General features: G+C 38.4%; 14 protein-coding genes. 6 read left to right on the top strand and 8 right to left on the bottom strand.

Annotated elements, in window-relative coordinates:
* Positions 1 to 281 precede the first annotated feature (281 nt).
* The 4 genes from STRDD10_RS07400 (at position 282) to lacG (ending at position 4813) form a co-directional block, all read left to right on the top strand.
* The gene (locus STRDD10_RS07400; protein WP_067194529.1) at positions 282 to 1115 is read left to right on the top strand and encodes a PRD domain-containing protein; all 834 of its coding nucleotides are present in this window, start codon (positions 282 to 284) and stop codon (positions 1113 to 1115) included.
* A 183-nt stretch (positions 1116 to 1298) separates the two neighbouring features.
* Positions 1299 to 1616: a PTS lactose/cellobiose transporter subunit IIA gene (locus tag STRDD10_RS07405; RefSeq protein WP_067194530.1), complete on the top strand. Its 318-nt coding sequence runs from the start codon at positions 1299 to 1301 to the stop codon at positions 1614 to 1616.
* Positions 1616 to 3319, top strand: coding sequence for a lactose-specific PTS transporter subunit EIIC (locus STRDD10_RS07410; protein ID WP_067194533.1), 1704 nt, complete (start codon positions 1616 to 1618; stop codon positions 3317 to 3319). Before STRDD10_RS07405 ends, STRDD10_RS07410 begins: the two co-directional genes overlap by 1 nt.
* 87 nt (positions 3320 to 3406) lie before the next feature.
* Complete coding sequence (lacG, locus tag STRDD10_RS07415) at positions 3407 to 4813, top strand: 6-phospho-beta-galactosidase (RefSeq protein ID WP_331709913.1); 1407 nt, start codon at positions 3407 to 3409, stop codon at positions 4811 to 4813.
* A 51-nt stretch (positions 4814 to 4864) separates the two neighbouring features.
* Here the strand turns inward: lacG and lysS are convergent, their stop codons facing one another.
* From lysS to STRDD10_RS07450, 8 genes are all read right to left on the bottom strand, one after another.
* Positions 4865 to 6355, bottom strand: a complete 1491-nt coding sequence (gene lysS / locus STRDD10_RS07420; RefSeq protein ID WP_067194539.1) for a lysine--tRNA ligase — start codon at positions 6353 to 6355, stop codon at positions 4865 to 4867.
* 210 nt (positions 6356 to 6565) lie between these two features.
* Positions 6566 to 8053 carry a glucose-6-phosphate dehydrogenase gene (zwf, locus tag STRDD10_RS07425; RefSeq protein ID WP_067194542.1) on the bottom strand — a complete coding sequence of 496 codons (1488 nt, stop codon included), beginning with the start codon at positions 8051 to 8053 and terminating at the stop codon, positions 6566 to 6568.
* A 289-nt stretch (positions 8054 to 8342) separates the two neighbouring features.
* The gene (locus STRDD10_RS07430; protein WP_067194545.1) at positions 8343 to 9158 is read right to left on the bottom strand and encodes a TIGR03943 family putative permease subunit; all 816 of its coding nucleotides are present in this window, start codon (positions 9156 to 9158) and stop codon (positions 8343 to 8345) included.
* A complete protein-coding gene (locus tag STRDD10_RS07435) occupies positions 9155 to 10060 on the bottom strand; it encodes a permease (RefSeq protein ID WP_067194547.1) in 906 nt (301 codons plus the stop codon). The genes STRDD10_RS07430 and STRDD10_RS07435 overlap by 4 nt, the downstream gene beginning before the upstream one ends.
* A gap of 2 nt (positions 10061 to 10062) precedes the next feature.
* Positions 10063 to 10203, bottom strand: coding sequence for an SPJ_0845 family protein (locus tag STRDD10_RS11165; RefSeq protein WP_197458317.1), 141 nt, complete (start codon positions 10201 to 10203; stop codon positions 10063 to 10065).
* A gap of 126 nt (positions 10204 to 10329) precedes the next feature.
* The gene (locus STRDD10_RS07440) at positions 10330 to 10548 is read right to left on the bottom strand and encodes a helix-turn-helix domain-containing protein (RefSeq protein WP_067194549.1); all 219 of its coding nucleotides are present in this window, start codon (positions 10546 to 10548) and stop codon (positions 10330 to 10332) included.
* Positions 10549 to 10556: 8 nt separating this feature from the next.
* The gene (locus tag STRDD10_RS07445) at positions 10557 to 11081 is read right to left on the bottom strand and encodes a DUF2975 domain-containing protein (RefSeq protein WP_067194552.1); all 525 of its coding nucleotides are present in this window, start codon (positions 11079 to 11081) and stop codon (positions 10557 to 10559) included.
* A gap of 296 nt (positions 11082 to 11377) precedes the next feature.
* The gene (locus tag STRDD10_RS07450) at positions 11378 to 12433 is read right to left on the bottom strand and encodes a DUF2974 domain-containing protein (RefSeq protein WP_231853389.1); all 1056 of its coding nucleotides are present in this window, start codon (positions 12431 to 12433) and stop codon (positions 11378 to 11380) included.
* 441 nt (positions 12434 to 12874) lie between these two features.
* On the opposite strand from STRDD10_RS07450, the gene STRDD10_RS07460 reads away from it, so the two are divergent.
* Both STRDD10_RS07460 and STRDD10_RS07465 read left to right on the top strand, forming a co-directional pair.
* Entirely contained in the window at positions 12875 to 13552 is a 678-nt protein-coding gene (locus STRDD10_RS07460; RefSeq protein ID WP_067194556.1) for a response regulator transcription factor, read from the top strand.
* Complete coding sequence (locus STRDD10_RS07465) at positions 13545 to 14516, top strand: sensor histidine kinase (protein WP_443031097.1); 972 nt, start codon at positions 13545 to 13547, stop codon at positions 14514 to 14516. Before STRDD10_RS07460 ends, STRDD10_RS07465 begins: the two co-directional genes overlap by 8 nt.
* Positions 14517 to 14521 lie beyond the last annotated feature (5 nt).

Below are 14521 nucleotides of genomic sequence, written 5' to 3' on the forward strand. Positions count from 1 at the left end.
TGCCTACAACCTCGGTTTTTATTTTGTTTTTCCTAAAAATGAAACTAGCATAGGTAGAATAAGGTAGCTGGAGCATAAAAAAGTCAAAAAAAATTAGTGTAAGTGTTTACAAAATGAGAGACATATGCTATACTAAGCATATAAGTTAATACAAGGTGAGTGTTAGTAAAATAGATTACGCATGATCACAAACGAATTAGAAGTTAATAAAACTTTCTAAGGGTGTTTGTGATCATTTTTTGTATCTAACAACCTTGAATATAATAGCAAAGGAGGTTGTCATGTATCGAATTTTACATCCGATGAATCACAACGTCTCGCTTGTCAGAAATGACAAAGGAGAAGAAGTGATTGTGATTGGTAAAGGGATTGCATTTGGAAAGAAGAAGGGGGATTTGATTGCTGAACATCAAGTTGATAAAATTTTTCGGATGAAGACAGAAGAGTCCAGAGAAAACTTTATGGTTCTCCTCAAAGATGTTCCGCTTGATTTTATCACAGTGACCTATGAGATTATTGATAAGCTTTCAAAGAAATATCATTATCCGATTCAAGAATATCTCTACGTAACCTTGACAGATCATATCTACTGTTCTTATCAATCTCTAATGCAAGGAAGGTACAAGGATAGCAATCTGCCAGATATTTCTGCTAAGTATCCTGTCGCTTTTCAAATTGCGAATGAGGCGTTTGAAATATATCGTCAGAAGCTAGTAGATCATTTCCCTGAAGATGAAATTATTCGGATTGCTTATCATTTTATCAATGCTGAGGGTGAGAATGAAGTGTCAGTTGTTGAATCGATCGATAAGAGGAAAGAAATTCTCAGAGATGTTGAGGAAGTTCTAAGAGATTATTCTATTCAGCGAACCAAAGAAAACAACCATTTTTATGATCGCTTTATGATTCATTTGAATTATTTCCTGGATTATTTAGATTGCTCTAGAGATGATAACCAATTGCTTCTGGATATGGAAGATCATATCAAACAATCCTATCCGAGAGCTTTCGAGATTGGGAGTAAGGTTTATGATGTGATAGCTTGCCATACAGGTGCTGACTTGTATAAGAGTGAGCGAGTTTATCTCGTTTTACATATTCAACGTTTATTGTAGTGGTTGTCGAGAGCTATAAAAAGATTATTTGGCTCTCTGAATGTTGTGTTTTAGTAATTGAACTCGGGCTAAAATCTTGGAAAAAAGATAAATGTTCCTAGGAGCGTCGCTCAGTCATCACATTTTCTATTTTTCTTTCGATTTTCAAACGCCCTTGGTATCTTAAATAAGGAGGATTCTATCATGAATAGAGAAGAAGTTACATTGTTAGGTTTTGAGATTGTTGCCTACGCAGGCGATGCTCGTTCTAAGTTGTTGGAGGCTTTGAAGGCCGCTGAGGCTGGTGATTTTGAAAAGGCAGATACGCTAGTGGAGGAAGCAGGAGCTTGTATCGCTGAGGCTCATCATGCCCAGACCAGCCTCTTGACCAAGGAAGCTGCTGGTGAGGACTTGGCTTACAGCGTGACCATGATGCACGGTCAAGACCACCTCATGACCACCATCTTGCTCAAAGACCTCATGCATCATTTGATTGAACTCTACAAGAGAGGAGTAAAATAATGGATAAACTCATTGGTTTAATTGAAAGAGGGAAACCTTTCTTTGAAAAAATATCTCGGAATAAATACCTCCGGGCTGTCCGGGATGGATTCATTGCTGGTATGCCAGTCATTCTCTTTTCTAGTATCTTTATCTTGATTGCCTATGTTCCAAATTCCTGGGGTTTCCATTGGTCTAAAGATATTGAGAATTTCTTGATGACACCGTATAACTACTCAATGGGAATTTTGGCTTTCTTTGTTGGAGGAACAACTGCCAAAGCCTTGACGGACTCAATGAATCGTGAGTTGCCAGCTACCAACCAAATCAACTACTTATCTACTATGTTGGCATCCATGGTAGGATTCCTCTTAATGGCAGCTGAGCCTGCACAAGATGGTGGTTTCTTAACAGCATTTATGGGGACAAAAGGTCTTCTAACAGCTTTCATTGCAGCCTTTGTTACAGTTAATGTTTATAAGGTCTGTGTGAAAAATAATGTGACGATTCGCATGCCAGACGAGGTTCCACCGAATATTTCACAAGTCTTCAAAGACTTGATTCCATTTACAGTTTCAATTGTTCTTTTGTATGCATTTGAATTAATTGTTAAAGGTGCTATCGGTGTAACAGTTGCGGAATCTATCGGAACACTTCTAGCTCCGTTGTTCTCTGCGGCAGATGGTTATCTTGGAATTACCCTTATCTTTGGTGCATATGCCTTCTTCTGGTTTGTTGGTATCCACGGTCCTTCTATCGTAGAACCAGCGATTGCGGCGATCACTTATGCAAATATTGATAACAACTTACACTTGCTTCAAGCAGGCCAACACGCAGATAAAGTCATCACTTCTGGGACTCAAATGTTTATCGTTACCATGGGTGGTACTGGTGCAACCTTGATTGTTCCCTTCCTCTTCATGTGGTTGTGTAAGTCTGAACGTAACCGTGCAATCGGACGTGCATCGGTTGTTCCAACCTTCTTTGGGGTCAATGAACCAATCCTCTTTGGTGCTCCAATTGTATTGAACCCAACCTTCTTCATTCCATTTATCTTTGCGCCAATCGCAAACGTCTGGATTTTCAAATTTTTTGTTGATACCTTGGGAATGAACTCCTTCTCAGCAAACCTTCCATGGGTAACGCCTGGACCTCTAGGAATTGTCCTTGGTACGAACTTCCAAGTTCTTTCCTTCATCCTTGCTGCTCTTCTAGTGGTAGTGGATGTAATCATTTACTATCCATTCGTTAAGGTTTATGATGAACAAATTCTTGAAGAAGAACGTTCTGGTAAAGCTAACGACAGCTTGAAAGAAAAAGTCGCAGCAAACTTCAATACAGCTAAAGCTGATGCGATTCTTGAAAAAGCTGGTGTTGAAGACGAACCTGTTCAAAACAATATCACAAAAGAAACAAACGTCTTGGTTCTCTGTGCCGGTGGTGGTACCAGTGGACTCCTTGCCAATGCCTTAAACAAGGCGGCAGCAGAATACAATGTTCCTGTCAAAGCAGCAGCAGGTGGCTACGGTGCTCACCGGGAAATGTTGCCAGAATTTGACCTTGTTATCTTGGCGCCTCAGGTTGCTTCCAACTTCGAAGACATGAAGGCTGAAACAGATAAATTGGGTATCAAATTGGCTAAGACAGAAGGTGCTCAATACATTAAATTGACACGTGATGGACAAGGCGCCCTAGCCTTTGTTCAAGCGCAGTTTGAAGAATAAGAACGAATAAGTGAGATGGAGATGGATGGCTCACTAACTCCTCTCCCCTCACTTTTCATTATATCCAATCAAGAAATAGGTGAAAAAATGACAAAAACACTTCCTAAAGATTTTATTTTTGGTGGGGCAACGGCTGCCTATCAAGCAGAAGGAGCTACCCATACTGACGGAAAAGGACCAGTTGCTTGGGACAAATACTTAGCTGATAACTATTGGTATACAGCAGAACCAGCAAGCGATTTCTACCATAAATATCCAGTAGACTTACAGTTGGCTGAAGAATATGGCGTAAACGGAATTCGTATTTCTATTGCTTGGTCACGTATTTTCCCAACTGGCTATGGTGAAGTCAATCCAAAAGGGGTAGAATTCTATCATAAGTTATTTGCAGAATGTCATAAACGTCATGTAGAACCATTTGTAACTCTTCACCACTTTGATACACCTGAAGCGCTTCACTCAAACGGAGACTTCTTGAATCGTGAAAACATCGAACACTTTGTGGATTACGCTGCCTTCTGTTTTGAAGAATTCCCAGAAGTCAACTATTGGACAACCTTTAATGAAATTGGACCAATCGGTGATGGTCAATACTTAGTAGGAAAATTCCCTCCAGGGATTCAGTATGACCTTGCCAAAGTTTTCCAATCACACCACAATATGATGGTTTCGCATGCTCGAGCTGTGAAATTGTATAAAGACAAAGGGTATGAAGGTGAAATCGGAGTTGTGCACGCTCTTCCAACCAAGTATCCGTTGGATCCAGAAAATCCAGCAGACGTTCGGGCGGCTGAATTGGAAGATATCATCCATAACAAGTTTATTCTAGATGCAACCTACCTTGGACACTATTCCGATAAAACCATGGAAGGTGTAAACCACATTCTTTCAGTTAATGGTGGTGAGTTGGATCTTCGAGACGAAGACTTTGTGGCACTTGAAGCAGCTAAAGACCTGAATGACTTCCTTGGAATTAACTACTACATGAGTGATTGGATGGAAGCATTTGATGGCGAAACAGAAATCATCCACAACGGTAAAGGTGAGAAAGGAAGTTCTAAATATCAGATTAAGGGTGTTGGACGTCGTGTAGCTCCTGACTATGTGCCTCGGACGGATTGGGACTGGATTATCTATCCGCAAGGTTTGTATGATCAAATCATGCGTGTGAAGGCGGATTATCCAAACTATAAGAAAATCTACATCACTGAAAACGGACTGGGCTACAAAGATGAGTTTGTGGACAATACGGTTTATGACGATGGACGGATTGATTATGTGAAACAACACTTGGAAGTTCTGTCTGATGCCATTGCGGATGGGGCATACGTCAAAGGATATTTCATCTGGTCATTGATGGACGTCTTCTCTTGGTCTAATGGTTATGAAAAACGTTACGGACTCTTCTACGTTGATTTCGATACACAAGAACGTTATCCTAAGAAATCTGCACATTGGTACAAGAAACTAGCTGAAACTCAAGTGATTGAGTAGTGAGTAAGGAGCCCAAAACAAAACCTTCGTGAATTTCACGAAGGTTTTGTTTTATTTCATAGTTGGGAAGAGAAGGACGTCACGAATGGTAGTGGTGTCTGTTAAGAGCATTACGAGGCGATCAATTCCGATCCCCAGTCCACCTGTTGGTGGCATACCATATTCAAGGGCTTCTACATAATCATAGTCAATTCCCGTTGCTTCGTCATCTCCTAGCTCCTTAGCTGCAGCTTGTGCTTCAAAACGGGAAAGTTGATCGATTGGATCATTTAGCTCGGTGAAGGCATTAGCGTATTCTTTTGTCATAATAAAGAGCTCGAATCGGTCTGTGAAACGGTCATCTTCTGGGTTCTTCTTAGCCAGTGGAGAGACTGCTACAGGATGGCCGTAGACAAAGGTTGGCTGGATGAGGGTTTCCTCAACAAACTCTTCAAAGAAGGCGTTGATAATCTGTCCCACTTCTGTATAGTGCTTTTCAAGAGGTACTTTTTTTCCTTTAGCGATGGCTACGGCCTCGTCAAAGCTCATATCTTGCCAGAAGTCTACTCCAGTGATTTCTTTAATAGCATCAACCATATGAACACGTTTGAAGGGTTCGTTGATCTTGATTTCTAGACCTTGATAGATAACAGGTCCATCTCCTTTAACAGACTTGGCAGCATGCTGGATAATGCCTTCTGTCAAGTCCATGATATCTTGGAAGTCAGCGTAAGCTTGGTAGGCTTCGATGGTTGTGAATTCTGGGTTGTGAGTTGCGTCCATTCCTTCGTTTCGGAAGATCCGACCAATTTCATAAACCCTCTCCATACCACCAACGATCAGGCGTTTCAAGTGAAGTTCCGTAGCGATTCGCAAGACCATATCGATATTTTGAGCATTGTGGTGAGTGATGAAAGGGCGGGCAGCGGCACCACCAGCTTCATTGTGAAGGACAGGAGTTTCAACTTCAAGGAAGCCTTGACCATCCATATAACGACGGATTTCTGAAATAACAGTTGAACGTGTAACAAAGCGATCGAAACTTTCACGGTTGGCAATCAGGTCTAGATGGCGCTTACGGTAGATTGTCTCGATATCTGTCAGTCCATGGAATTTTTCAGGAAGTGGACGGAGAGCTTTAGAGAGGTGAGTGATATGGCTAGCCTTGATGGATAGTTCCCCCATATCCGTTCGCATAATTTCCCCTTCGATTCCAAGAAAGTCTCCTAAATCTGCTTTTTTGAAGATTTCGTAATTTTCTTCTCCAACAGCATCCTTACGAACGTAAATCTGGATTTGCCCTTCGCGGTCCTGTATGTGGGCAAATCCGACTTTTCCCTTACCACGTTTAGTTACCAGACGTCCAGCGATAGTTGCACGTTCGTTTAACTCGTGAAGTTGATCTTTATCTAATTCAGCATATTTTTCTTTTAATTGACCAGAGTTTGCAGTACGTTCAAAGCGTTTCCCGAAGGGATCGATTCCTTGCTCGCGAAGTGCCGTCATTTTTTCACGACGGACAATTTGTTGGTCGTTTAATTCTACGTGATGTTCAGTTGACATTGTCTTTTTTCCTCCTTAGTCAGTCTTTACTATTTTACCACAAAATGGGGCGTTTAGGGGAATTGACTAGAAAAAAGTTGGCGAACCAACTTTTTATATACAGTCTTTTTTCTACTAAAATCTTTCTTTTTATTTTAATAGAACGAGCAGGATAAAAGTCCCCACCTTTTACTGCTATGCTTTAAGGGATAGTAAAGAGAGATTAAACGGTTACTCAATTCGTCCTTGCGCCCGGTAATCTTGGTCAGGCTGCCAATTCCATGTTGCGCCAAAGGATTTTAATAGTTCAAAGCTAGCAGATGGTCCCATGCTACCTGACTTGTATTCATGTAAGGGAACTTTATTTTCAGCCCAAAGTTTTTCGATTCGGTCAATGAAGGACCAGGATGCACTGACTTCTTCCCAGTGACTGAAGTTGGTTGAGTCGTTATTAAGAACGTCATAAATTAACTTCTCATATGGTTCAGGGGAGGCACCAGTGGCAGTTGCATCAGTCTGATAATCTAAAGAAATCGGTGCAAGATTAAATTGTTCTCCAACTTGCTTACCATTAAGGCTGAGGGAGAAACCTTCTTCTGGTTGGATAGAAATAGTTAGGACATTTGGCTCAAGAGTTTGCCCAAAAATAGACTCTAATTGCTTAAAGATGATTTTGACATGAGTTCCTTTTTCTGTCAAACGTTTTCCGGTTCGGAAAAAGAAAGGAGTATCATGGAAACGGTCACTATCGACAAAGAAAGCACCTGAAGCAAATGTTTCAGTAGTTGATTCGGGGTTGACATTAGGCTCACTTCGATACGAAATGTACTTTTTGCCATCTATTTTTCCAGAGCGGTATTGTCCTCGAATAAAGAGTTTTTCCAACTCCTCATCACTTGGTTTGCGCAATTGTTGAAAGACGCGGATTTTTTCTTTGCGAATAGCATCTTTAGTAAAACTAGTAGGTTTATCCATTGCTAAAAGGGACAAGAGTTGGAGTGTATGGTTTTGGACCATATCTCTAAGGGCTCCAGATTGATCATAGTAACCCCCTCGTTCTTCAACACCAAGGCGTTCTGCGAAGGTGATTTGGATGTTATCGATGTAATCTCGGTTCCAAATATTTTCAAAAATAAGATTTGCGAAACGAATGGCAAAAATGGATTGAATCATCTCTTTACCGAGATAATGGTCAATACGGAAAATTTGCTCTTCATCGAACGTGGCAAGTAAATCATTATTTAACTTAGTGGCTGTTTCTAAATCTGTTCCAAAGGGTTTTTCTACGACCAAACGTTCAAATCCTTGTCCATTGACAATTTCTTCTGATTTGAGATGTTTTGCGATTGTTCCAAAAAATTGAGGAGCCATGGAAAGGAAAAAGAGTTTATTCTGCTCTGCTTCATATTGGAGATTGAGTTTTTCCTGTAGTTTTTTTAGCTCGATATAGTGTTCGGTATCATTGACATCATGACTTTGATAGTAGAAGTGGCTAGCAAACTCTTGAGCTTGCTCAACGTTATCCGCTAACCCTGCGATAGATTCGACTACGACAGATTCAAAATATTCTTTGCTCCAAGGGCGACGGGCAGTCCCAATGACAGCAAAATGTTTCGATAAATTTCCTGACTTGTAAAGACGAAAGAGGGATGGATAGAGTTTACGTTTAGCCAAATCGCCACTTGCGCCAAAAATGGTAATAATTACTTTTGATGACATAGATATACCTTCTTTTAGAATTGAGAGGTGTAATTTAAAACCTCTAATGATCTTATTTTATCATATTCCTTGTTAAAAACCTATTGTAAGGTACTGGAGAACTTTAGAGGAAGGGATGAAAAAGTTTAAGCAAAAGTCCAGTAGTTGTAAAGAAGCAGAGATTCACGTTTAATTGGGGTTTTTATAATTTAATTTTAATAAGATTTTCTCTCTAATACAAAAAAACAACGGGTTTCATTCCGTTGCTTTTTGCTTTAGTCAAGAAAATTTTTGTTCCAGACTTTTCAGTTTAAAATACCCGATAGACATAGGGATTCTCTGGTTGTTGCACTTGTTCAAAACTCTCGACCTCCAGAGTCGGAAGGCTTTGGTTAAGCTGTTTGTGGTAGTGGTTAACGATTTTTCCACGTGTTCGTATCCAGGTATTGTTTTCATAATGCTGTTCATTTCCTGTCGTTAATAAACCATAAACCCCAGAGTCAGCGATACAATGGATAATTCCAAACCGAAAGAGAAATTGATTGTTGTGATCACTTGGGTCGTTATAGACGAAACCTGTGAATTCCACGAATTTTCCAGCAAACTCATCTGGATAATCGTAAATCACTTCCATCACCTCCATATAGTTATCCGTTGTGACCGTGATGGTTTCATCCTTGAGATATTTATCAGCAGTCTTACGCATAGCAGATTCGTAGGCGTTTTTGGTAAAGTAGGAGCTGGTATCAGGTTTCAGATACTGGCTAGCTGTACCCTCGTCCGCTTGTACATCAGCGTTATTTCCTTCAGCTAAAGGAAAGTAGTAGCCCTTAGCCGAAACTGTTTCAGAATTTAAAGTTACTGTAGGAAAGAAAATTCCAACTATGAGAGGAACGCTGAGAAAGGTAATGCTGGCCATCTTTGCCATCCTTCCGTGCAGATGGCTGTGAACCTTTATCTGGCGCATCCAGATAATCAGCTGGACAACAGCAAGGACAAAAGATAAAATCATAGAAATGTATGCAAGATAGGAATAATGCATATTGATGTACTGGTTTAATTTCCCAGACAATTGTAAATACATGGTTAGCTCAAAATAACCAGCTAGTACAAGAAATCGAATCATAAGAACACCCCCACTAGAGAAGAGTACAGTAATACTACTAGAACTACAATCCCGATAAATTGTCCAATAAATCGATTGGTTAGGTAATTTTTCATCATGAGGAGATTTTTTACATCTAGCATGGGACCGATAACTAGAAAGGCTAGTACGGGTGCTAGTCCAAAACTAGACAAAAGGGAGCTCCCGATGAAGGCATCCGCCTCGCTACATAAAGAGAGTAAAAAGGACAATAACATGAGTAAGAGAATAGCAAGAAGGGGAGTAGCACTAATGGACGTTAGAATCCGAGTTGGGATATAGACTTGGACTAGGCTGGCAAAAAGACAGCCAAAGACCAAATAACGTCCTGTATCAAAAAACTCGTCAATGGCTTGGACAAAGACTTGAAATAATTTTTGTCCAGTTGCTAAATGAGAAAAATGATGTTCATGGATCTGTTTTCTATTTTCTTTTTGTATAGAACCATTTCCAAAGAAACCTAGAAAAATCCCCAAGGCAAGCGCTACAAAGATAGAACCGACTGCTCTGAGAAGAGCCATGTTGAAGGAATTACCAAAGGCTGAGTAGGTAGCGAAAAGCACAATTGGATTAATGATCGGAGCGGTCACCAGAAAGGGAACTGCTGTGTAACTTGGGACTTTCTTTTCTAAAAATCGATTCACAATCGGAACAATGCCACATTCGCAAGAGGGAAAGATAAATCCGATAAAAGTGCCGAAGATAATTTTACCCCATTTATTTTTAGGTAGATGGCGATAAACCCGTTCTGGAGTGATGTAAACATCAATGAATCCTGATATAATGCTACCAATGAGAACAAAGGGAAGAGCTTCAATAATGATGGAAAGAAAAATTGCCCCCGCTTGTAACACGCTTGAGGGCAAACTATTAAAAAGAGTCATTTTTAGTTAACCTTTTTCTCTTTTTCAATTGTTTTTTCTTTCTTCGAGTCTACTGGAAACTCTACTTTGTCGAAATCAGGAAGTTTCGCAAACTCTTCAAACATTTTATCAAGTTCATCTGTCTTAGTAAATTTAATAGCCATAAGGCACCTCCTTTTTTACCATTATACTACCATTTTTGAAAATGTGGGGAAATGAAGTGCAACTTGGTTTGAATTTTGTTCAAATAAAAACCCATGAACGTAAATTACGTCATGGGAAAGGAGAGTTTATGCAGAAGTATCCTCTTCTTTTTTGTATTCTAGGATATCACCAGGTTGACAGTCTAATGCCTGACAGATAGCATCTAATGTACTAAAACGAATCGCTTTAGCCTTTCCTGTTTTTAGAATAGATAAATTTGCACTTGTAATCCCTATTTTTTCAGCTAATTCACTAGATTTCATCTTTCGTTTGGCTAACATAACATCTAAATTTATGATAATCATGCTCTACCTCAAATTGTTAATTCATTTTCTCTAGTAATGTCTACACCACGTTCGATAACTTTTTCCAAAATCCAAAAAATGAGGGCGGTCAATATGAAGGGGAAGTGAAAAGTCAATTCGAAACGAAATGGGACTTCAATTGGGGAACCAGTTAAATAAAAATTACCTAATAGCAACGAAAGAAGCAGGGATAGTTTCCAACATATTCCCATAATACGGACATTGTTTACAGAGAAAAATTGTTCTCTATCAATATTTATCAAAAAACGAAGAATAAAATATAGAAATGTGATATGTACCCCATTCGATAAGATTGGGAAAATCAGTGACCAAATGGAGTCGCTTTTCTTAGGGAATAATTGGATACCATTATAGTCAAATGATAGACGATGTGTATCGAACCAATTGTTGAATACTCCTGTACGTGTCAGAATATGACTCAAAATAGCCAAGAAAGTGAAAAGGATAGAAAGCCAAATGATAGCTTTTATTATCTTGATTATATTGCGAATAATTTTTGAATGTGTCATCATCCAATCCTCCTTTTTTATTTAAACTAAGTATATATCTTTTTTAGCCGAAAGTCAACAAAAATATATCGAAAAACAATAATTTTTTATTTTAAAAAAGGAAAAGATTACATGGAGTTCGAAAAGAAAACGCTTATCGTCCCATCTCATAAGGATGCTGTAGTTACTAATGATATGTCAATCTAGTTTTTATTAACTAGTATGAAACAGTCATCCTATTCAGGGAGAAAAGAGTTGATGTTGGCCTTTCTAGTTATTTTTAATTTATCTGTCTTCTTTCCATATCTGGAGGCGCATGTCTAGTAATTGTTTAGATAAGCGATAGAGTAAGTCTTTTTTTCTGGACTTAAATCATGAGCGTTGCGAAAAACCTCCAAAACCTTAGTGATAGTTTCTGGATTTTTCAGTTCGTCTAGGGACTCCATCCCTGTATCTAGTATGAGTCCAAAAAAACTATCAAAGAAGTCTTTTAATTCTTCATCAGGAACCTGTGCGACCCATTTTTTTAAAGTGGCATCTGTTTGTTGGCTATCTTTGCTAATAGCATCGACAGTTTCGAAGTGATTTTTTTCTACCTGCCAACTAAATGTATTATGCTGAGATAAGCCATTGAAGGCATTGCTCGCTACGATCTGAGCGGGTTCAGGGGTTTCTAACATCATACCGACGATGGAATTTTTGGGAATATAGGACAGAATTTTTTTACTAGTTTGCTGATAGGACGGTGTTTTAATAAGATTTTTATGAAGTCCAGGAGCATCAAAACAATAGATGGATTCCACTCTTTCTTGTAACTCTTCATCAATAAATGTTGCAGCGTAGGTTGCTAAATTGCCCCCTTTAGAGTGTCCTGCAACTAAAAAATGGGCGTTTGGATAGGTCGCCATAATCTGATTAAGGTAACGAGTGGCAGATTTTTGAGCTGGGATATGGTTCATATAAGTCATATGGAAATCTTCTTTCCAACCAATGATACTTGCATCTGTTCCCCGGAAGACCACCAAGTAAGTATCCAGCGAAAGTCGATAAGTCATGGCAGCAAACTGTTTCTCACTTTCAAAGTCGACTTCGTTTGTATAGCCCATGAGTTTAATATTTTTAAACCGAGTAGATGAAGCTAATTCATCGAGCAAAAGCAATCGTTCTTTAGAAGATTGAATTGTAATATCTCTGGGAATTTTGGGAGCTATCTCGAGCAATCGTTTTTCGGGCAGAATTCTACTATTCTTAAGCTCCAGATTGTCAAAATTTAAGTAGGTTATCTCAGTTAGTGCTAAGATGTCCAACTCTGTAAAAGGAGAGTCATAGATAGACTCATTTGTCACTGTTTTTAGGTAGTCAAAGAGGTTGGGCATGGTGTTTTCCTTTCGTTTTCTTTCCCATTAGTATAGCATATTTATATCAGAAAACGAATTATAAGAAAGATTTTTACAAAAGGAAAGCATATAAAAAATTGTATTTTAATAAGATAAATGTTATAATTAAATCAAGAGAAATTTATGAGGTGACGTTTATGTTGGCTTTTTTAAGTTTAGGTATTTTAATGCTTTCTCTCGTCTTGTGTACCTATTATTTAGTTCGAGTTTTGTTACAACTGCCACTGACTTTCTTTGATCAGTGTTTTATATTATTTGCTGACTTCGTTGTAGTGATTGGAGTGGGGGTATTCCTCTTTCAAATTTGGTTCTAAGTAGTTGCTCACAAGTTTGTTGCTTAAAGTCAATTTCCTGTTCATAAGATTTCATTTTTATGGAAAATTTGTTATACTGTACTAAGTTTGACAAGGGGGAAACAGTGTGCATAAGATTTTATTAATAGAAGACGATGAAATTATTCGGCAACAAATAAAGAAAATGTTGGAACAATGGGGATTTGAAGTTCTTATTGTAGAAGATTTTATGGATGTTTTAGGTCTTTTTGCTAGATTTGAACCTCATTTAATTCTTATGGATATTGGATTGCCGTTTTTTAATGGCTATCACTGGTGTCAGGAAATTCGTAAGGTTTCTAAAGTTCCGATCATGTTTCTGTCCTCTCGTGATCAGCCCATGGACATAGTGATGGCAATCAATATGGGAGCTGATGATTTTGTGACCAAACCCTTTGATAATACAGTTTTACTTGCCAAAATACAAGGTCTTTTACGGCGGTCATATGAATTTGGGCGTGACCATAGTTTATTAGAGTATCAAGGAGTTCTCCTTAATCTGAAAAGTATGGTGTTAATTTATGAAGGACAAGAACTAGCTCTTACTAAGAATGATTGTCAGATATTGCGTGTTTTATTTGAACAGGGGGGGAGTGTTGTTTCACGTGATGACTTGATGAAAGAACTCTGGAATAGTGATTTCTTTATTGATGATAACACGCTATCTGTTAATATAGCTCGATTACGGAAAAAACTAGATGAGATTGGGCTGGTACAATTTATCGAAACAAAAAAAGGGATTGGATATAGCTTGAGTCATGATTAATTTCAAAGATTTTTTAAAACACTATCTTCTATCGAGACGCCGGTATTTCTACATCCAGTTGATTTTTTTCTTATTTTTACTCTTATTTTTTTATTTATTTAGAGAAAATCGTAGTGTTCTAGAGTACTTGCTTGGAATTTTATTCTTTTTGACTCTGCTGTTCATTTTTTTGGATAGTAGTTTTGTTTATCAGAATTATCGTAAAGAGATTTTGTATGAGGAGGGGATAGCGGAGTCTCCCTTAGAAAGTCACCTACAAACCCAAATTCGGTCTCTAAAAGATGAAAATCAGCGTCAAAAAATAGAGGCTCAATTTCGTGTAAATGATTTACTAGATTACTATACCCTATGGGGGCATCAGATTAAAACACCTATTGCGGCCATGACCTTGCTTCTTCAAGACCTTGATGGGGAAACGAAAAAATTATTGGAACAAGAATTGTTCAAGATTGATGGTTATGTTGGCTTGGTGCTTCATTATTTGCGGTTGGAAAGTTTTCATGATGACTTAGTGTTGAAGGAAGAGTCTATTGAAGAAATGGTTAAGGAAGTCGTTCGGAAACATGCTCTTTTCTTTATTCAAAAAGGTTTGACGCTAGATTTAAAGGGATTAGATGTTTCCATTGTAACCGATAAAAAGTGGTTTTTAGTGATTCTAGAACAATTACTATCTAACAGTCTCAAATATACCAAAAAGGGAAAAGTTAGTATCTATTATAAAGATTCCACTCTTTTTCTTCAAGATACTGGGATTGGGATAAAAAATAGTGACATCTTAAGGGTATTTGAGCGAGGATTTTCAGGGTATAATGGACGGTTGACCCATCAATCGTCTGGTTTAGGACTTTACTTATCTAAGAAAATCGCTGATCGGTTAGGGCTGAAACTATCTATCCAATCAGAGGTTGGAGTTGGAACGACTGTTAAAATATTCTTTGCTCAAGAGGATTTCCTAGTGGAGTAATGGAT

The organism is Streptococcus sp. DD10, from assembly GCF_001578805.1.
Lineage (GTDB): Bacteria > Bacillota > Bacilli > Lactobacillales > Streptococcaceae > Streptococcus.